This is a genomic window from Pelosinus fermentans DSM 17108 (assembly GCF_000271485.2).
Lineage (GTDB): Bacteria > Bacillota > Negativicutes > DSM-13327 > DSM-13327 > Pelosinus > Pelosinus fermentans.
In genome coordinates this window covers 1,208,159-1,228,583 of record NZ_AKVN02000001.1, presented here as the reverse complement: position 1 = coordinate 1,228,583, position 20,425 = coordinate 1,208,159, and the positions used below count along the sequence as shown (strand labels likewise).

General features: G+C 39.8%; 19 protein-coding genes and 1 riboswitch. Of the genes, 2 read left to right on the top strand and 17 right to left on the bottom strand.

All coding sequences use genetic code 11. The annotated features are described in order from the left end of the window. Positions 1-210: 210 nt before the first annotated feature. Positions 211-2,211 (bottom strand): sigma-54-dependent Fis family transcriptional regulator, encoded by a 2,001-nt coding sequence (locus FR7_RS05380; RefSeq protein ID WP_007931609.1) that lies wholly within the window; start codon positions 2,209-2,211, stop codon positions 211-213. A 254-nt stretch (positions 2,212-2,465) separates the two neighbouring features. Here FR7_RS05380 and FR7_RS05375 point away from each other — a divergent pair, with 254 nt between their 5' ends. After that, positions 2,466-2,885 carry a Fur family transcriptional regulator gene (locus FR7_RS05375; RefSeq protein WP_007931611.1) on the top strand — a complete coding sequence of 140 codons (420 nt, stop codon included), beginning with the start codon at positions 2,466-2,468 and terminating at the stop codon, positions 2,883-2,885. 59 nt (positions 2,886-2,944) lie between these two features. Here FR7_RS05375 and murI read toward each other — a convergent pair whose 3' ends face one another. The 11 genes from murI to FR7_RS05325 all read right to left on the bottom strand — a co-directional run bounded on the left by murI (position 2,945) and on the right by FR7_RS05325 (position 13,999). Further along, on the bottom strand, positions 2,945-3,757 hold the full coding sequence (murI, locus tag FR7_RS05370) for a glutamate racemase (RefSeq protein ID WP_007931613.1): 813 nt from the start codon (positions 3,755-3,757) through the stop codon (positions 2,945-2,947). Positions 3,758-3,879: 122 nt separating this feature from the next. Further along, on the bottom strand, positions 3,880-4,221 hold the full coding sequence (locus FR7_RS05365; protein ID WP_007931615.1) for a DUF3870 domain-containing protein: 342 nt from the start codon (positions 4,219-4,221) through the stop codon (positions 3,880-3,882). Between the two features lie 430 nt (positions 4,222-4,651). Further along, positions 4,652-6,391, bottom strand: coding sequence for an EAL domain-containing protein (locus tag FR7_RS05360; RefSeq protein WP_237769504.1), 1,740 nt, complete (start codon positions 6,389-6,391; stop codon positions 4,652-4,654). Positions 6,392-6,558: 167 nt separating this feature from the next. Continuing rightward, a riboswitch (cyclic di-GMP riboswitch) is annotated at positions 6,559-6,641 on the bottom strand. A 228-nt stretch (positions 6,642-6,869) separates the two neighbouring features. Further along, on the bottom strand, positions 6,870-7,784 hold the full coding sequence (locus tag FR7_RS05355) for a branched-chain amino acid transaminase (RefSeq protein WP_007931620.1): 915 nt from the start codon (positions 7,782-7,784) through the stop codon (positions 6,870-6,872). A 168-nt stretch (positions 7,785-7,952) separates the two neighbouring features. After that, positions 7,953-8,660 carry an ABC transporter ATP-binding protein gene (locus tag FR7_RS05350; protein WP_007931622.1) on the bottom strand — a complete coding sequence of 236 codons (708 nt, stop codon included), beginning with the start codon at positions 8,658-8,660 and terminating at the stop codon, positions 7,953-7,955. A 1-nt stretch (position 8,661) separates the two neighbouring features. Beyond that, positions 8,662-9,423, bottom strand: a complete 762-nt coding sequence (locus tag FR7_RS05345; RefSeq protein WP_007931624.1) for an ABC transporter ATP-binding protein — start codon at positions 9,421-9,423, stop codon at positions 8,662-8,664. Further along, positions 9,420-10,400, bottom strand: a complete 981-nt coding sequence (locus FR7_RS05340; RefSeq protein WP_007931629.1) for a branched-chain amino acid ABC transporter permease — start codon at positions 10,398-10,400, stop codon at positions 9,420-9,422. The genes FR7_RS05345 and FR7_RS05340 overlap by 4 nt, the downstream gene beginning before the upstream one ends. 2 nt (positions 10,401-10,402) lie before the next feature. Further along, positions 10,403-11,284: a branched-chain amino acid ABC transporter permease gene (locus FR7_RS05335; RefSeq protein WP_007931631.1), complete on the bottom strand. Its 882-nt coding sequence runs from the start codon at positions 11,282-11,284 to the stop codon at positions 10,403-10,405. Positions 11,285-11,317: 33 nt separating this feature from the next. Beyond that, on the bottom strand, positions 11,318-12,478 hold the full coding sequence (locus FR7_RS05330) for an ABC transporter substrate-binding protein (protein WP_007931632.1): 1,161 nt from the start codon (positions 12,476-12,478) through the stop codon (positions 11,318-11,320). A 121-nt stretch (positions 12,479-12,599) separates the two neighbouring features. Continuing rightward, complete coding sequence (locus tag FR7_RS24405) at positions 12,600-12,731, bottom strand: hypothetical protein (protein ID WP_255348803.1); 132 nt, start codon at positions 12,729-12,731, stop codon at positions 12,600-12,602. Positions 12,732-13,114: 383 nt separating this feature from the next. After that, positions 13,115-13,999, bottom strand: a complete 885-nt coding sequence (locus FR7_RS05325; protein ID WP_007931633.1) for a fumarylacetoacetate hydrolase family protein — start codon at positions 13,997-13,999, stop codon at positions 13,115-13,117. 211 nt (positions 14,000-14,210) lie between these two features. Between FR7_RS05325 and FR7_RS05320 the strand changes: the two genes are divergently transcribed. Beyond that, positions 14,211-15,089, top strand: coding sequence for a LysR family transcriptional regulator (locus FR7_RS05320; RefSeq protein WP_007931634.1), 879 nt, complete (start codon positions 14,211-14,213; stop codon positions 15,087-15,089). A gap of 125 nt (positions 15,090-15,214) precedes the next feature. Here FR7_RS05320 and FR7_RS05315 read toward each other — a convergent pair whose 3' ends face one another. The 5 genes from FR7_RS05315 to FR7_RS05295 all read right to left on the bottom strand — a co-directional run bounded on the left by FR7_RS05315 (position 15,215) and on the right by FR7_RS05295 (position 20,420). Beyond that, positions 15,215-15,850 carry a LysE family translocator gene (locus FR7_RS05315; RefSeq protein WP_007931635.1) on the bottom strand — a complete coding sequence of 212 codons (636 nt, stop codon included), beginning with the start codon at positions 15,848-15,850 and terminating at the stop codon, positions 15,215-15,217. Between the two features lie 60 nt (positions 15,851-15,910). Further along, a complete protein-coding gene (locus FR7_RS05310) occupies positions 15,911-16,360 on the bottom strand; it encodes an Lrp/AsnC family transcriptional regulator (protein ID WP_007931637.1) in 450 nt (149 codons plus the stop codon). Between the two features lie 175 nt (positions 16,361-16,535). Next, a complete protein-coding gene (fucO, locus tag FR7_RS05305; protein WP_007931639.1) occupies positions 16,536-17,696 on the bottom strand; it encodes a lactaldehyde reductase in 1,161 nt (386 codons plus the stop codon). A gap of 62 nt (positions 17,697-17,758) precedes the next feature. Further along, entirely contained in the window at positions 17,759-19,114 is a 1,356-nt protein-coding gene (locus FR7_RS05300) for an MFS transporter (RefSeq protein WP_007931641.1), read from the bottom strand. 388 nt (positions 19,115-19,502) lie between these two features. Beyond that, positions 19,503-20,420, bottom strand: coding sequence for a dihydrodipicolinate synthase family protein (locus FR7_RS05295; protein ID WP_026084537.1), 918 nt, complete (start codon positions 20,418-20,420; stop codon positions 19,503-19,505). Between the last annotated feature and the right edge of the window lie 5 nt (positions 20,421-20,425).

Here is a 20,425-nt window from a genome sequence, read left to right as displayed (position 1 = left end):
AAGGCAATTCTCTCCCTGTTCTCTGCGTCCTCTGTGCTCTCTGTGGTTCAAAACTCCTTTTGTACCTCTGTACATTCGATTTATCAATCCAACATATAGCTTCTAAAATAGAAAAACCCACCTGGTTTAGGTGGGTTTTGTATAAATGAACTGTAGCGTGAATGTCGTAACGGTGTATTACGGTGCTACACCTCGCTACACTTATTTGTTTTAATATTGTATTGCATACAATTGCATCTTTCGATAAACCGTGGTACGAGCTACGCCCATTCGTTTGGCAATATGACTAATATTTCCGTTGCACTCATGAAGCAGTGTAATGATTTCTTCTCGTTCTGTTTTTTCATTCTCCCGCCTGCGCTGTTCCTTAAAAGAGCTTCTTTGGGTTGGCAGTTCTGTCAACTCTTCGCAGCAATGATATACATCGGCAGGCAAATGTACTAAGGATACTGTCCTTCCCTTAACCAAATGGATAATTCGTTCTGCTACATTATGAAGTTCACGCACATTCCCTGGCCAGCTATATTTTTTTAAGCAATGCAATACTTCCGGATCTAGGTCAAATTCGCATTTTCGGCCTTTGCTCAAATTTTGCAAAAAGGAAGTAAGCAGTAAGATGATATCTTCCCCCCGTTCACGTAAAGGAGGTATGGTAACAGAGATTACATTGAGACGATAATAAAGATCTTGCCTAAAGCTCCCCATTCTCACTTCTTTCAACAGATTTTTATTTGTAGCACAAATGATTCGTACATCTGTAGCAATTATTTTATCGCTGCCAATGCGATTTATCTTTTTTTCCTGCAGTACCCGCAGTAAGGATACTTGCTGTTCTAAAGGCATGTCACCAATTTCATCCAAGAATAGCGTTCCACCTGCCGCCAACTCAAACTTTCCTGGACGCCCCCCTCGCTTGGCTCCTGTAAAAGCCCCTTCTTCATAGCCGAAAAGTTCACTGCCAATCAATTCCCGGGGGATTGCACCACAATTCACAGCAATAAATGGTCCCTTACGTCTAGCGCTTTGGTTATGAATCGCCTGAGCAAATAATTCCTTTCCGGTGCCGCTCTCCCCTTGCAAGAGTATATTTGAACTGCTTTCAGCCGCTAATACTGCCACTCCCATCACTTCACGCATAGAAGAACTATTACCAATAATATCATTAAATGTGAAATCCGCATTATGGGCACTATAGCAATTTGCTGAACTCTTGCCTTGTTGAATCGGACGCAGGATCACTACACCACCGCTCACTCCTCCCTGATCATCAGCAACAATTTCACCTGACGCCAAACAATGATTTATTCCCTTAGAGCCAGGCACTGACAGCTTAATACCAGAATACGATTTCTTATGATGCAGCATCTCTTTTGTAACAGGTGATATTTCTTTAAAAATAGTATCAATCGAGCAGCCGATCATATTTTGGTCATTGCGATTGAGCATTTGTTTCGTAATCGTATTTACGTCTTTAATAATGCCACATTTATCAATGAGGATCACACCGTCTGACATGGCATTAAAAATACTTTCCAGATGTTTATTCACTAGAATCATTTCATTTTGTTTCTGCTGCATCTTCAGCTGCATGGAAATTGCCTCTGAAGCCGCAGCCACCATGCCCAGGGTATGAGAATTTTTCTCATGTACAGGACCGGAAATATCTAGTACGGCAACCATTTCTCCTTGTTTATTAAAAATGGGTGCTGCCGAACAAGTCCAGCAGTGATGCGGTTGTGAAAAATGCTCCCAGCCTGAGACTTGAGCCGGCTTTCCCGTAGCCAGCGCAAGTCCAATTGCATTTGTCCCTACGCTTGCCTCTGACCAATTGGCTCCAAGAACAAAGTTAAGATATTGTGCATTCTTTAAACGTTCCTTATCACCAAAAGATTCTAATATATATCCTTTAATATCCGCCAATACGATAATGAATCCCGTATTGGAAAACATTTTATAAAGATTTTTCATAAAAGGATTGGCAATACGAATTGTTCTTTCGTTCTTATCTAGCAGCTCTTTAAGCTCATTACGCCCTAATTCAATTTGCCCCCGACCTTCTGTAGGGTTCATATTTCGATTGGCACATTTTTCCCATGATTTAGCAACCAAAGGCGAAACAATTCCTGCTGCGATTTTTCCTGAACGAATAAATTGATTCCAAGCTACCACCATATTATGACCAACGGGCTCACCGAGAACATTCATATCCATGAACTCTTCCCTCCAATCACTACGCAAAGCCTCTTACTAATCCCTTGTTTCGAATTTTCAGTCTTAGAAAACCACAATATCCTAAGGTGATACAACGTGTAAACAACACCATTATTAAAAATTCTATGAAATACTGCATTACTTCATTACTTCTCACCTATATTCCTGCAATTTTTAAAATTTCTTCTATGAATTGCAATTTATCCATCAATACTGTAAAATACAGTAACATTATTATTTAGGAGAGATCTATAATGGAAAAGTTTATTACGCTCCTGCGCGAAAAGGGATATAAAATAACACCGCAGCGACGAGCTGTAATCACTGCATTCATGAACTGCGACAGATTTGCCACTGCACAGCAGATCCTAGACCATGTAAAGCAGTTATATCCTGATGTCAGCTTAGATACGGTATATCGCAATTTAACATTGTTAGTGAACCTTGGAATCATTTGTGAAATTCATACCCCCGGTAAGGATAGCAATATATATGAGCTTATTACTACAGCGCATCACCATCATTTAGTCTGCCTGGAATGCGGTAAGACAGAATGTTTAGATTTCTGCCCTGTCACTAAAGAAAGTTTTGATTTAATTGGTAAGAAACACTTTAAGATCATTTCCCATTCCCTTGAATTCTATGGTTATTGTGCAAGTTGTCATACTCAATGATAAAAGATAAGAACCCGCGAAAATTACAGGTTCTTATCTTTTATTATCTAATATCCTTTTTATGAAACTATTCCTTCCAAATTTCTTTCTAAAAACAAGCATTTTGAAGTGTCCATAATATTCCCGGCAATCCTGCGTATCTGCTGCGCCTGCCCTGAAAAATATAACCTCCCTATTCCTAATTTGCCATTGTCATTTAAAATCCCAGCATTGCTAAGGGCATTCCTAATTTGATTAGCCGTTTCTTCTGCTGGATCAATTACCTTCACTTGATCTCCCATGAATTCTTTTATGAACCCGCTTATATACGGATAATGAGTGCAAGCTAATAATAACGTATCTATTTTCTCTTTTTTTAAGGGAGTTAAGTATTCATCAATTGCATCTTGTATTTCTATACCAGTTAACTTTCCTTGTTCAATGAGAGGTGCAAATTTAGGGCAAGTCTGAGCGTACACCTTACTCTCCGGTCTTAATGCTAACAAGTTTTTGTGGTGCATCCCACTACGAATTGTCACCTCTGTTCCAATAACGCCGATACGTTTATTGACGCTGGCAGCTATCGCTTGCTGTGCTCCTGTGCTCATTCCTATTATTTTAAAGTCATGATTCTTCTGAAAATCCTCCAATCCCAGTACAGTAATGGTATTACAGGCACTTACAGCTATTTTTATATTACAGCGATCAAAAAAAGACAGCATTTGATTCACGAATTCTCGTATTTGCCATGGATTTCGAGGGCCGTACGGAGCACGCGCCGTATCGCCAAAGTAGATGATATCCTCATTTGGCAATACCTTCTTTATTTGCTTGTAAACACTAAGACCACCAATACCTGAATCAAATATTCCAATTGGCAAACTTCTTTTCATGATATCTCCTCCTTATTAAATAAAAAAATCCAGCAAAGCAATCCTGATAAAAGGATTGCTTTGCTGGATTTCATTTACGTTAGTAATAAATGAAACAGCCACATATTTTTTTGAGAGTATCACTACTCTGTCATTTGTACATGAATGCCTTTTTTTATACTGTTATATTTTTTTTGAGCATCTTTAAATGCTACAATAATCGCTTTCTGAGAAGCCCCAAAATAGCGATTTTCCACTTCTGTGCGAATGATCTCACTATCCGTTGTTAAACTCTTATTATTAAAAATGGTGGTAATAAAATCGTTCGTTAGACTGATTGCAAATGTACTGCTGCACGTAATAATGTTTCCAGAGTCTTTATCTACTACGAAACAAATGGAAAAACGTCCATATTGATGAGTTACTGCGTCATTCTGCGGTGACTTGGCATCACCCACAATGCAAATGGTATTAGATCCAAACATAGAATTCACCTACAATTCTCATGCTTTAAGGATAACATCGCAGATAATAAATTGTCAATACCATCACAAATCGTGCAGCAAATACGAAAAACCCAATCCATATCAAATTCTCTTATTAACTAAATAATACCATGATGGAGTGGCTAACTGTATATACTACTAACACACCTGCAAAAATCACGATTGGACTTTCTTTCCAGCTTTCCTCTGTTTCATTCATTGTTATCATCACATCCTTATTTATCCTTAGCGTTCTGTCTTTATTATTGCCACCACATAGGATAAATATTACAAATCACTAAAACTAGTTTACAGGCTATAAAAAAACAAAAATGGATTTCTTATATAATCACCTCTGCCGATTAGAGAACGTGATTATATGAGAAATCCATTATCCTTTATCATTTTTAGCAAATTACTTAACTGACTCCTAATGAATACAGCAGAACTTGTTTTCCTCTACTAAAATAGGGCTTGGTTTTCCTATATAGTAACCTTGTACATAATCCAAACCAATTCTTTTGGCTTCTAGAAAAACAGACTCGGAACTAACGTATTCAGCAATGGTTCGAATACCAAGCTGCTTGGCAAAATACACGATGCTTTCAACAATGGCGACCATTGCAGGATTTGTTCCAATTTCACTAATTAATGAGCCATCAATTTTAATATAATGAGCTCCCATATTAAGAATATAAGCAAAATTTGAGTAACCGCTGCCAAAATCGTCAATTGCTATTTTGGCACCAAATGCTTTTATTTTTTTGATAAAAAAAGATAAATCCTCTGGGTTCTTAAATTCTTCTGATTCAACAAATTCAAAAGTGACTCTTTTCGCGATGCAAGAGTCTTCCAATAATTCTCCAATTAACTCTTGTACTCCATGGTCTAATATATCCGCTGCACTTAGATTGATGGAAAAATCAACATCTTTGTCTGCGAAGTGAGTAAAAGATTTTTCTAAAACCACTTCTGTCAGACGTGGATACAGCTTAGTTTTCTTAATAATAGGCAAGAATGTTCCAGGTGAAATCACCTGCCCATCTCGGCCAAGCAGACGAACCAATACTTCATATTTACTAATTTCAAAAGTAAGAGTATTCATGATCGGCTGATAATATACCATGACCCGATCTTCCTGTATTGCATCTTGCACTTCATGTATCCAATGAAGATTATTGCGATGAGTCTCCTTCATAGGCAAATCATCATGATACACTTTTAGCGGCAGACAGTATTGCCTGGCGTATTCCAAAGCCATTTGTGCTTTTTCTAAAGGTTTATCTTTCGTAATTGCAATACCGATAGTAACAAAAAGATATGAACTATGACCATGAATTTTAAAAGGCACCTTTTCAATTACATTATGAATATTCAGCATCCAATCACTAAAGTCCTTCTCATTTCCCTCATTAGCCAGGATGGCATATTCATCACCTGCTAAACGGTATAATTTATAGTGATATGGTTCTATCAGCTTTATCAGACGTTCTGCCAGTTCCAGCAATAAATCATCTCCTGCCTGATAGCCGTAAAACTCATTGATCGTGCGAAATTGTTCTACATTAATAATTGCTAAATGAGGCTCTCTTGCATCTTTCATATCTTCATTCAGCTGCAGCCGGTTGGGAGTTGTCGTAAGTTGATCCGTATACATCTGTTTTTGCAGCTGTACTGCCTTTTCTTGTACCCGCTCTTCCAGATTTCTATTAAGCTCCTGCACTTCTTGCAAGGCTTGCTGCCTCAACATTTTTTCATTGGACAGAGCGAGCAGCATCTCATTCATTTCTCCTGCCAAAATAGCAATCTCATCCGTTCCTGATACACATAGAGTTGATGACAGATCCTGGGTCTTGGTTATATAGACGATACTCCTAATTAATGAATACAAACGACGAAATAATATTTTTTCTAATATCATCGGTAACAGAAAACTAAAAATCAAACCACTGCACAATATCAAAATAGCTCCATAATAAATACTTTTTCGACCTACTAGGTGTAAATGCTGCTCCTCTAAGAAAGGCATAGTAAGAGCAAGATTTTCATACCTACCAGTAGCTGAATTTTTAATAAAGATTTGTTTTTCCTCAAATTGCTGATCCAATGAATAATGTAAGGAAGCATATACACAAAAAATAAATAGACCAAAGGTTACGATCACTAGCATTGTTATTTTGGATCGCAGGGTCAACTATATCATCTCCTATTTCCCGGTAATTAGTAATTCTTTTGGCTCTACGATGAGAACCACAAAGGACACAGAGAATAAAGAATACGAAATAAAGCACCAGCTACAGAAAGCGGGTGCCAATTTAATAATTACATTGTAATTATATTCGCAACCTGGCAGTCATAGACAATTCCTTAGACCCACGGCTTTGCGTCCTTACCTTTCAGTAAGTTTGCCCAATATTAACTTTGAAATTTTTGTCAAATTATACATATAATTGTATTGCCTTATTATTATTAAGTCAAGTAAAACTTAAGGACTAAAGTCCTCCAAGCAAGGATCTTTTTTAGAAACCCTCTATGTATCCCTTAAAAAAACAAAAAAATTGAACTGTGAAAACGTAAAGATTACAAAGAATAGACACAACGCCGTCAATACAGCGTTGTGCCTCTGTAATCCATATTTTACAAAACTTTTAATATACAGGTGTGCAAAAATCCGAATATGTCTTTATTTTGGACGTAGCAACCTGAAAAAATAATTCCTTGAGTTTACGGCACACAGGGCCTTGATGACCATTGCCAATTTTTCGGTCATCCACTTCAACAACAGCCACCACTTCCATCGCTGTACCGCTGAAGAAAACTTCATCCGCTGCATATAATTCCGTTCTGGTAATACTGCGCTCAATCACTTCAATGCCAAGCTCCTGGCGTGCCAAACGCATGACTGTATCTCTGGTAATACCTTCAAGAATATTGTCAGATGGAGGTGGAGTAATTATTTTCCCATTGCGAACCATAAATACATTTTCCCCCGGACCTTCACAAACATGACCATTGCGTGTTAAAAATAAAGCCTCATCATACCCTTTGCTCACTACTTCTAAAGAAGCCAGAGCCGAATTAAGATAAGCGGCTGTAGGCTTAGTGCGAGGCGGCAGCATGTTATCCCCTAAGCGTTCCCAGGAAGTAAATGCGGCCCGAAGCTCATCTTTGCCCGTAAAGTTACCCATCGGCTGACAATAGATCACAATTCGGTTATCATCATCTAATAAGCTAGGAGCAACATGATTGGAGCCTTTAAATGCAACTGGCCTGATATAGGTTGTCGTCTGAAGATTATTTTTCTTAAGCAATTCAATCGTAGCTTGGCATAGCTCATCTACCGTATAAGGAATATTAATATACAACACTTTGCAAGATTGCAGAAGACGTTCATAATGCTCTCTCAGCCGAAATACATACAGCTGTTTTTCAGTCTCATCCCAATAAGCCCGTATTCCTTCAAAACAACCGAGCCCATAGTTAAATCCTTTACAGCGTACACTGATATGTACTTCCCTCTCCAAAACAATCTTTCCCTCATAAAAAACATACATATTTTCCATCCCTACAGTTCCTCCTCATTCTAATGCAGTCTCTTTCGAAAACTATCTATAGCCACAAACGGGCCAAGGATGAGCATAACTATAAGCGTAGGTAGTAGAAAGTTGAAGCGTTAGTTATGCTCATCCTTTGCCGTCCTAAATGAGACTTCCCCAGAGACTGCTAATCATTTATTTTTTGCCGCCTAAATAGGCTTCCATAACCCGTGAATCTTTAGCAATATCAACCGCCTGGCCATGAAGACTTATGCGTCCCGTTTCTAATACATAGGCGTACTTGGCAATCTTTAATGCCTGCCTTACATTTTGTTCCACAAGCAATACCGTAGTTCCTTCTTGGTTAATTTCCTGAATTACCTTAAAAATGTCCGCCACTACCAGCGGTGCTAATCCCATTGAAGGTTCATCAAGCAGCAATAATTCGGGTCTGGACATCAACGCTCTGCCAATCGCCAGCATTTGCTGCTGACCACCCGAAAGCGTCCCTCCCAATTGGGATTTTCGCTCTTCCAGTATGGGAAATCGTTGAAAGATCCGCTGTAAATCTGCCTGCACTTCATTATCATTGCGCTGGCAAGCTCCCATCTCCAAATTTTCCAATACCGTCATTCGGGACAGTATGCTGCGTCCTTCCGGTACTAGAGAAAGTCCTAAACTCACGATTTTATGGGTTGCTGCCCCACTAATATTCTGACCTTTGAACAAAATCTGACCCGACTCTGGCTTAATCAATCCCATAATAACCTTCATAACCGTCGTCTTGCCGGCACCATTCGCGCCAATTAAAGAAACAATCGACCCTGCAGGGACAGTAAGATCAATATTTTTCAATGCCTTAATATTGCCATATCCTGCGGCAAGCTGTTGCAGCCGTAACATATTAGTCTTCCTCCTTGCCAAGATAGGCCTCAATTACTGCCGGATGATCCTGAATGATCTTTGGAATACCCTCGGCAATTTTTTTGCCAAAATTCAATACTACCAGTCTGTCACAAATATTCATTACCAAGCCCATATCATGCTCAATCAGAATAACGGCTTTACCCAATGCTTGAATTTTCTTTATCAATATCTGAAGATCATCGGTTTCACTCTCATTCATTCCAGCAGCCGGTTCATCAAGTAACAATAAATCCGGCTGGGACGCTAACGCCCTGGCAATCTCCAAACGCCGCTGTTTGCCATAGGGCAGGGCTCCTGCCAAAGACAATTCATCTTCACCAATTCCTACTAAATTCAATAATTCTCTTGCCTTTTCGCGGATATTTTTTTCTTCTTGCCGCTGAGCAACTGTACGCCATATGCCCTGCCACAATCCGGCCTTCATTCGGCAATGTGCGCCAATTACAACATTTTCTAAGGCTGTAAGATGCTCGAACAGACGAATATTTTGAAAGGTTCTGGCAATCCCCAGTTCTGTAATCTTATGTGGTTTAAAATCGACTAATGATTGTTCTTGATAAATAATCCTGCCAGAGCTAGGTGCCAGTACACCCGTAATGAGATTAAACAATGTGGTTTTACCTGCTCCATTCGGTCCAATAACTCCTACTATTTCTCCTGGATTAACCGTAAAACCCACATCCGTCAGAGCCGCCAAACCACCGAATTGTTTCGTGACTTGTTCAAGTAGTAAGGTCATGGCGTCGTCCTCCTTGTTACCTCATCTTGGCCCGCAACCTTAGACCCACGAGTCAGCTTTGCCCGCCATAATGCAAGAGTACTTTCACTAATAAGTCCCTGGGGACGAAAAGCCATCATCAAAACTAGTATTCCCCCATAGATCATCTCCCGATACTCAGTGGCAAACCGCAGTACTTCCGGCAATACGGTCAGAAGTACTGCTCCTAAAATTGGTCCCCATACCACATCACTGCCACCGAGAACAGCAAACAATAATATTTCTACTGCCCGATGATACGCAAAATCTTTCGGGCCAATATAAAAAGTGATATGGGCTGCCAGACCACCAGCAATACCAGCTACAAAAGCCCCCATAAAAAAGGCTAATAATTTATAGTAGCGGGTATCAATACCAGAAACTTCTGCGGCATGTTCATCCGCTTTAATTGCAGCAAATGCTCTGCCTAAACGGGAAGTGCTAAGACGCAAGGCAAAAAAAATCAAGAACCCTAAAATCAGAGCCAGAATGAGAATCACAGCAATACTGCCTAATTGCCGTACACCGATTCCGCCAATACCACCTGCTAGCCCAAAAGCAGCAATCCCTTTACTGAGCATTACACCCATAGAAGGAATTGACGAAAGCCCTAAAGCACCATTGGTAATCTTAAGATTGAGAATAATCACCCTAACTACTTCGCCAAACCCGAGAGTCGCAATTGCCAGATAGATGCCCCGCAATCGAGTGGTGGGAATACCGATGATTGCTGCCAATAGACAAGCCGCGGCGCCGCCTAAAGGAACCGCTGCATATAAAGGAACTCCAGTTTTTAAAGTAAGAAGAGCTGAAGTATAAGCTCCTACGCTCATAAAACCGGCATTGCCCAAGGATAATTGTCCAGTAGACAACGTTAGATAAATACTAATGCCTAAAATGGCATTTATGATGATAAAAGTTATGAGCTGCATATAATACGGATTTAATAAAAACTCCATGCCTACCGTCCTCCTTGCTGCTCTTTGCTGCCAAAAATCCCCTGAGGACGCAAAAATAACAGTAAAATAATGAAACCAAAAGCTACAGCATCCCGGTACGACGATACCCCATAGGCTACACTGAATATTTCAGCGATGCCTAAGAGCAATCCGCCAACCATTGCTCCGGTAATATTGCCTAAACCACCCAAAATAAGTACTGCTAACCCTTTGAATCCCATAGTAATTCCCATGGTTGGCTCGATTGCATTAAAGGCCAGCCCAACAAGTACCCCAGCTCCTCCTCCCAGAGCCGATGCCAGCATAACCGTCAGCACGATTACTTTTTGTGTATCCACACCTAACAGATTAGCCGTTTCAATATTTTCAGCCGTAGCACGAATGGATTTGCCCAATCGTGTTTTTGCCAGCCAGAAACGCAAAGCAACCATTAGCCCAAATGAAATGGCCAAAATAATAATCTGCACCGCTGAAATTTTAAGTCCGCCCACCTCAAATAGTTGTGCAGCATAAATGGATGGAAAAGATTGCGCTTGTGGTCCAAATAGTCGAAGTGCCAAGCTCTCAAGAAAAATGGATACCCCAATCGTACTAATCAGCGGCGCTAATTCAGAAACCTTACGACGGCGCAGCGGTCTCAGTGCCACACGCTCCATAAGATAGCCCAGCACTGCTCCTGCAATCATAGCCCCGAACAAGGCACTAAAGATACTCATCTTGAATTTAGTAGCCAAAATCAAACCAATGAAGGCACCAAACATGAATATTTCACCATGAGCCATATTAACAATATTTAATACACCAAAAATCAGGGTGTAGCCTAAAGCAATCAATGCATAGGTACTGCCTAAGGTGATGCTGTTAACCATCTGCTGCAAAAACAAGTATAACTCCCCCAGTCTTAACCTTACTCGACCTTATTTTAGTTCTGTGAACTGACCGTCTTTTACAACGAGAACCGTAACATCCATCGCCGGATTACGTTTCTCATCAAAGGCAAACGTACCAGTTACACCCGAATAATCTTTGACCGTAGCCAATGTATCACGAAGTTTTTGCCGATCCGTAACTGAGCCTGTTTTTTCGATTGCAATTGCCATAATTTGCAGTGCATCATAAGCCTGAGCTGCGAATTGGTCAGGTTCTTTATTGTATTTTGCCTTGTAAGCAGCTATAAAGCTTTTAACCTTAGCATCATCTTTTCCCGGAAACCAAGGACTCGCTACGATGGCTCCCTCGGCTGCATTACCAGCTGATTTAATCAGCTGCGGCGAGTTAAAGCCGTTATTACCAACAACGGGAACAACAATTCCAATTTCCCGTGCTTTTTTAAGAATCAACGCAGCCTCCTGATACAATCCAGCAACCATAATGGCATCAGGATTCAGTGTGGCAATCTTGGTTAACTGAGCGGAAAAATCAGTATTTTTGTCAGCAAACGTTTCCACTGCAATTACTTCTACGCCAATTTCCTTTAAAGTCTTTTCAAATATCTTAAACCCTGATACCGCCAGATCATTATTATCGGAATACATAATCGCTACTTTTTTCAAATTGAATTTTTCTTTAGCCTTTTTTACAGACTGTGGTATAGCAGCCGAATCAGGCAAAGAATTGCGGAAGACATAATCGCCGATCTCCGTAATTCCTTCTACTGTCAATGACGTTCCCATAATGGGTACTCCTTCTTGATTGACAATTGGTCCAACAGCAAACATTTCACCACTTAATGTGGGACCAATGAGGGATAATACATTGTCCTTGTGAATCAGTTTGTTAACAGCATTAATCGCTTCATTCTTCTCACCTTTAGAATCTTCAAAAATAAGTTCAAGCTTTACTTTTCCCTGGGCATTGACCTCATCTCTAGCCAGTTCTAATCCTTGACGGATTGACTCACCATAAGCCGCACCAGCTCCAGTCAGATAGGAAACCACTCCAATTTTAGCAGTACTGCCATCTGAGCCTGCCCCCCCTTTATTCTCAGACTTTTCACTGCCGCATCCTAGAACCATAACCGCTAAAACCATCAGGAAAAGACTTACTATACTCTTCTTTTTTATACTCCTTGTTACCATACGACTCTCCACCTTTTTTATTTCTTTTTGCCAAATCAAAAAGCCCCTATCAACGCTTTTATTGGCGTTGATAGGGGCGACGATACGCGGTACCACCCTACATTGGACTCATTGCATCTGATTATGTAATCAGACTTCCGATTAACGCTCGGCGGCGCTTTTGCTTAACAATACGGAATGCAGCTGCAACAGTATTGATTTCGGCAAAAGAGTTCCTAGGCGAGATGACACTCACAATTTCGCTCTGGCTCACACCAACCGCCAGCTCTCTGTAGCGTTTTATCTGCTGCGTCGCTCCTAGTCATTACTTTTTGTTATAAAGTTTTTCCTAAAAGATCAATGATGTACATCCTGCGCTGCCTTTTCAAAGTAGCATTCCACATTTCAAATCCCACACCATAATTCTTTTTTGTAATGGTGTATTCATTATCACAGGACATTGATCTTTTGTCAAGAAGTTTTATAATATAAAATATAGACTGTATTTAATAATAAAACATTTTAAACCGCGAAGACGCGAAGATTATAAAGAACACGAAGGATATGAAATAGTCATAATATCCTTCGTGTCTTTCGTATTTTCTTCGCGATCTTCGCGGTTCATTTCTGTTTTATAACGTTATATATTTTTTCAAATTATTTCACATAATTCGTTAGCTTACCAATGTTCTCCACTTCTACCGTTACCACGTCACCGGATTTCATCGGGCAAGTGCCAGAAGGAGATCCCAATGCCAAAACATCACCAGTTTCCAGGGTCATGATCTTTGAAACCCAGCTGATCAAAAATGGAATACTCAAGGACATTTCACTTGTGTTTCCATCCTGTACCACTTTTCCGTTTAAGGTTGTAACAATTCTCAAATGGGTCGGATCAATACCAGTTACCACCCATGGCCCAATAGGTCCAAAAGTATCAAAACCTTTTCCCCGTGTAAACTGCGGGTCTGTTTTAGTCAAATCTCTTGCCGTTACATCATTAAACACGGTATAACCAAAAACGTAGCTTAACGCCTCTTCTTCCGGAATGTTTCTGCCGCTCTTACCAATTACTAAGGCAACTTCGCCTTCAAGCTCAACCTTGTTCGTTAAATCAATTGGCGGCAAGCATATGGTTTCTTTGTCTGCAATTAGCGCAGATTGCGGTTTTAAGAAAAGAAAAGGTTCTTTTAAATTTGCCGTACCACCCGTTTCTTTAGCATGTCCGGCAAATGTCCAGCCAAAATTGACTACCTTTGATGGCTCTACAGGAATTAGAATTTTTGCATCTCCAAGAGCGACTTCCGTCCCCTCATAGGAACATGTACCAGCAGCGATTTCTGCAAATTCATTGGCTAATTGAAAGATAGTTTCTCCCTCAATAACGCCATAATGTATGTTTCCATCGCTATCTTGATAGCGAACAATTCTCTTTGACTTTGTTACTATGGTATCTTCAGGAATCGTTCCTTCTGCTGTGCCAACGCAAGAAGCAGCTAAAAGCTCTCCTGCTAACATTCCTTCATGATATTCTTTTTCCATTATAAATCTCTCCTCACTCTGCGCAAGAACACTTTATATAGTACCTTATCAGCCCTAAATCAGTGAATACTGACGGTCTATTTTCCTACAGTTTTAAAGCTGACAAGGTACTAGTTTCTGCACTTTTAGTATAGTACGATCCTAAATATAATGAAAATATCAATTAATCATGGTATGATAACTATAAGTTATTGACGGGGTGGAATAAAAAATGGATATAAGAGAATTAGAATATTTTGTTACTGTTTCTGAACTAAAGAATTTCACGGCAGCTGCTCATAAATTGCACATATCTCAGCCAGCTATTTCGAAAGCCATTCATAAGTTAGAGGAAGAACTAGGATTTCAGCTGCTGGACCGAACCCAGAAAAAAGTACTACTAACGGAAGAAGGGGTCGTATTCCTTAGTTTGGCAGAAGATATCTTGGCAAGAATGGCTGCTGCCCAGAACACCATGATTGAATATAAGAATTTGACGCGAGGTACTTTTCGGATTGCCGTTCCGCCATTATTGGGAGCGTATGTGTTCCCTCAGTTATTTGCAGATTTTAAGAAAAGCTATCCCTCTCTTGAGATGTCCGTTATCGAAGACGGATCTTCAACAGCTGTTGATTTGGTACAACAGGAAGACGTACATGTAGGTCTTGTCATCTTACCGCCCACATTAACCGACCTTCATTCCCACTTAATTACTTCACAAGAAATCGTCGTTTGCCTTCCTACTGACCATCCCTTAAGCAGCCAGCCCTTTTTGACCTTTGAACAACTAAAAGATGAACCCATCATACTCTACAATGAAGGTTTTGTCCTGCGAAGAATCATTTTGGATGAATATGCAAAATACGGTTTAGTTCCCAGGGTCGCACTCTCAACAAACCAATTTCAGACCATAAAAGCATTAGTAGCAAAAGGAGTGGGAATCTCCTTTTTACCAAAGAATTCAATAAAGGTCGTAAACCACGTCACAAAGATCCCTCTTCACCCCCACCTGTTCCTTGAAATGGGTCTCATTTGGAAACCAAATAAAATTTTACCTCTGGCTTGCAAAGCCTTTATCGATTTTGTAAATGAATTCGAATATGTGAAATAGCATAATAAAACATATATAAAATCGAACCACAAAGACGCAAAGGACACAAAGAGTTCTATTTATAACTTATTTTGTGTACTCCTTTGGGTGCCGCATCAGCGGCATTGCGCCTTTGTGGTTTCTTTTTAATTGTTTAACTTAAAACTTATACAGCCTAACAAGGAAACAATCGCAAATCCAACGATAAGAGTGCCTGATATGCGATTAACCCATATCAATCTCTGGTAATTGAATCTATGTCGCAGCAACTGAACCGTTCCACTTAACATAAACCACCATAAGCAAGATCCTAAGAATACTCCTGTTACCAATAAACAAGAGGAAAAGAAATCGTCTTTTGCATCAACAATCCCAAAACCTGCAAAAACAGCACTAAAAGACAATATGGTCATCGGATTCGTTATGGTCAGGAAAAACGTGGTAAGATAGGCTCTTATCCATCCGTCTTGATAAACCTCTTCATTTATTGGAGCAGGTTTGGCAATAAAAGTACCATACCCAAGATAAAATAAAAAACCACTGCCTACAATACGAAAATATAGGCTATTATCTACAAATAAATTCGTAATTATGGTAAGTCCAAAGGCTGCTATACTTCCATAAAAAGCATCTGCAGTTGCCGCTCCTAAACCTGCAGCCAACCCATTACGCATCCCTTGGGTTAATGTTCGACGAATACACAAAATTCCAATAGGCCCCACCGGAGCGGCGATAGAAAATCCCAGTAATAGGCCCTTGATCAGCCACATCGAATCCAGCATCTGCAAACAACTTCCTCTCTGATTTTATTGGAGTGAATTTCTACCTAACTCCAATCTTCTCTATATAGGCAATATAGGATTTTCTTTCACTGTAGATAAAATGACCGTAGTACGTGTTTTAGCAACACCTGGAATGGATTTGATATTTTCACTCACTATCCGTTCTAAATCGCGTGTCCCTTTACACCGTACTTTCAACACATAATCCTCGTCTCCAGCAATATGGTGACATTCTTGTATTTCCTTCGTATCTTGCACAAATTCCAGAAATCCTTTTCGATGTTCAGGCTTGTCAAGATAGATAGCAATATACGCAGCTAAGCCATAGCCAACTGCTTCAGGGTCTATTAGCGCATAATATCCTTTGATAATACCACGCTCCTCTAACTTATGTACGCGCTCAGCTGCCGCTGGCGCTGATAAACCTAAGAGAGCTCCCAATTCCGCCCAAGTGGTGCGGGCTTTTTCCATTAGTTGCTTTAACACTTTCGAATCAATTGAATCAACCATATCATACCTCCGTTTAGTATCTTTTATAGTAATTATAGTTAACATTAATAACAAACGCAATCTTTCTTGGATGTTTATCTAAATTTAAACAAACAAAAACGAGCTACGTAGATAATCCTACACAGCTCGTTTCACCTCAATTCACTGCCTCAAAGAAGCTTTCGCTACAAAAGCATCATTGAAAAGCTTTTTTGTAAATTTCTAATATTTCTGCTTCATTTGTATCTTTCGGATTTCCCGGAGTACATACATCTTGATAAGCCATCTTTGCTAATCGCGGCAAGTCTTCTTCTTTACCGCCAATTTCCACTAGCTTTTGCGGAATTCCTATCTTTTTAGACAAGGTAACTACAGCATTAACAGCCGCCTTTCTATATTCTTCGGGACTCATAGTATCCACGCCTTCAACGTTCATATTGCGGGCAATTTCTCTATACTTTTCTCCCGTAGCAGATGCATTATACTCCATAACATAAGGCAGCAATAGTGCATTAGCCACACCATGCGGCGTGTCATAAACCGCTCCTAACGAATGAGCCATGGAATGGACAATACCAAGCCCTACATTTGAGAACCCCATACCAGCTATGTACTGTGCGGTACCCATACCATCTCTAGCTTCAATATTGGCAGGTTCAAAAACTGCTTTTTCCAGATGTTTTGTGATGAGCTCAATGGCTTTTAATTCAAACATGTCCGTCAATACCCATGCTCCTTTTGTGATGTAGCCTTCAATCGCATGAGTAAGAGCATCCATACCAGTAGCAGCAGTAAGGCTTTTTGGCATGGAAGTCATTAATTCCGGATCTATAATCGCCACTATCGGAATATCATTGGGATCTACACAGACCATCTTCTTTACCGCTATTTCATCCGTAATTACATAGTTAATCGTTACTTCTGCTGCCGTGCCTGCTGTCGTAGCCACAGCAATAATTGGCACACTTTTATTTTTGGTATCTGCAACCCCTTCTAGAGACTTCACATCGGAAAATTCAGGATTATTAGTAACAATGCCGATTCCTTTGGCTGTATCGATAGAGGAACCACCGCCAATAGCAATCAAAAAGTCTGCTTTTTCCTCTGCAAATTTCTTAACGCCACTTTGCACATTCTCAATCGTAGGATTTTGTTTTACATTGTCATAAATTTCATAGGGTATCTGGGCTTCTTCCAAAACTGCAGTTACTTTTTGCGCAACATTAAACTTTAATAAATCTTTATCCGTTACGACTAATGCTTTTTTAAACTGCCTTCTTTTCACTTCCTCAGGAATGGCATGGATGGACCCAGCACCAAAATAGGAAGTTTCATTCAATACAATACGATTTGCCATGACAAGCACCTCTTTTTATAATTTTCATATCTTAACGTTATTCATTCGATGATTTATATACACTAGTCGATCTTCTTGTTCTGCGGTTCATGGGAACTATGAATAGGGCTTCGCATACATGTTGTATTTTGCCCAATACCTAGAGGAATAGAAATCAGCAAGAGCAATGCTCCTACCAAGGCTAATGTAGCAATAGCATATAGCCCTGCATAAGAATTATGAAAGGTCTGTTCAGCCCATACGCGTAAGTTAGGGGCAATAAAGCCTCCTAAATTACCGACGGAATTGATAAGAGCAATTGCACTGGCTGCCGCTATACCAGATAGAAATCGTGTAGGCATAGTCCAAAAAATTGGCTGGACAGACACATATCCTGCCAATGCTATGCTAAGTGCAAAAATCCCAAGCACTGGTGAACTTGTGTTCGAAATAAAGAGCCCCACACCTCCACAACCCATGAGTAAAGCTGCAAGAATACCTCTTTTTCCAGACTGGTCAGAGTATCTGGGAATGATAACGGTAGCGATTAGGGCACAAATCCAGGGAATAGCACTAACTATACCAACCATAGTCCCCACTTTTTTCCCTAATAACGCGGCTACCTGAGTAGGCAAATAAAAAGTGACGCCATATACACTTAGTTGAACTGTGAAATAAATAGCACATAGAAATAAAACCTTAGGATTCCCCAAAACCTTGAGTGGACTAACGTTTCCTTTGGGTTTGTTATTATCTTCGTCTTGAATTTCAGCAATGAGAGCCTGCTTCTCATTATCTGGAATCCAACTAGCATCTTGAGGTCTGTCAACAAGATACCATATGGACCATATTCCAACAGCCACTGCCAATAATCCTTCTACTAAGAACATCCACTGCCAACCATGAAAGTTAAGTATCCCATCCATATCTAAGAGTAAACCTGAAATTGGCGAACCAAAAATCAAGGATAGAGGTGCACCCATATAGAATAATCCCATGACCGTACTACGGCGACTTGAGCTAAACCAAAAAGTTAAGTAATAGATTATACCAGGAAAAAATCCTGCCTCACACAAGCCTAACAAAAAGCGAAGCATTAAAAATGATGCTTCCGTTTCTACATAAGCAAACCCAGCAGCCACAACTCCCCAAGTGATCATGATCCGAGCTAGCCAAGCCCTTGCTCCAAATCGATGCATCATAATGTTACTTGGCACTTCAAAAATCGCATAGCCCAAGAAAAAGATGCCAGCGCCCATAGCAAAAGCCGCATCACTTAGACCCGTGTCAACCTGTAAAACTTGTTTGGCAAATCCAATATTGGCGCGATCCAAAAATGCAACTACGTACATGAGTAGAATAAACGGCACCATTTTTCTTTGGGCTTTATCCATAGCTTGATCTGCAAGTCTCTTATTTTGAACAGATTCCATACTCATAACACACTCCTCGACTTTTAGATTACTAGCATTCTCCAGTTATTTACGTCCTATTGCTACTCTGTCAGAAAGTACCAACAGAATATTTAGACTATTATGGACAAAAAATCAACAACTATTGACTTACCTTTTAAATAATCCTCTAATTATGATAAACCCTCCTCTCTCCCACCAATTTTTATAAAGCAGCTTCACAATATGCAGTCATAATTCACATATGCGAATTAAATTCATAAACCATAACATATTAAAGCTCCTCTTTTTCTATCCCTTTCTCACTTGAAATGTATAGTTGTCAAGGAACACGTACGGAAATATAGTCAATCCTTGACAACATACAATAAAGAAATCTACTTTACAACAGCGATAAAGCACTTAAGGTATCTCACTAAATGGCTCCAATTTTTTTTAAGGATGCCTTTAGTAATTGTTTTTTTTCTTCTGACAAAGCTGCGGCAGGTGCCAACACGTGAGCAGAAATATCTACACCCACCATACGAGCACTTTCTTTTATTACAGCATAAAAAGGAGATTCTAATGGATAAATTTCCTGTGGCACATAGGATAAAAGCCTTTGAAGCTCAAAAGCACTTTCATAATCCTTTTTCTGAAAAGCTTCATATATCCCTACAGTTAAATGTGGAGCAAAAATGGCACTAGCAGGCACGCAACCATCACCACCGATAATTAGTGTGCTTAGCAAATATTCATCAAAGCCTGAAAAAACCAGAAAATCTGGACGAATCGATTTAACTTCTAAAATTGCAGCCCTGATATGATTCATTGTATCTACAGTATCTTTTAAACCTATAATATTAGGGCATTCTAAAGCTAATCTTTTTAATATGTGAATAGGGAAATTTTGCCCACTGACCCCTGGATAATTATATATAAGAATTGGTAGTTTCAGCTCTTTAGAAATTTGTTTATAGTGATTGTATAGATTCTCTTCGCCTAACAATCCATAATACGGATTAATAACTACGACTCCATCAGCACCTATGGATTCTGCATGTTTTCCAAACATAATAGTCTCATCAGTCCCTGGTGCTGCAATCCCAATCAATACTGGCACACGCCTAGCTGTATGCTTAACGCAAAACTCAGCAGTTTGTTTTCTCAGTGCTTCGGACATACTAATGAATTCTCCGCCACTACCAAGAAAAAATAGTCCATGAACGCCGCCGTGAATTACGTGATCAATCAAGCGTCCCATTCCACCAAAATCCAACTTTCCCTCTTTCGTAAAAATACTCGGTACTGGTGGGATAATTCCCCTAAATGTTTGTTTCTTATCCACTGTCATTCCTC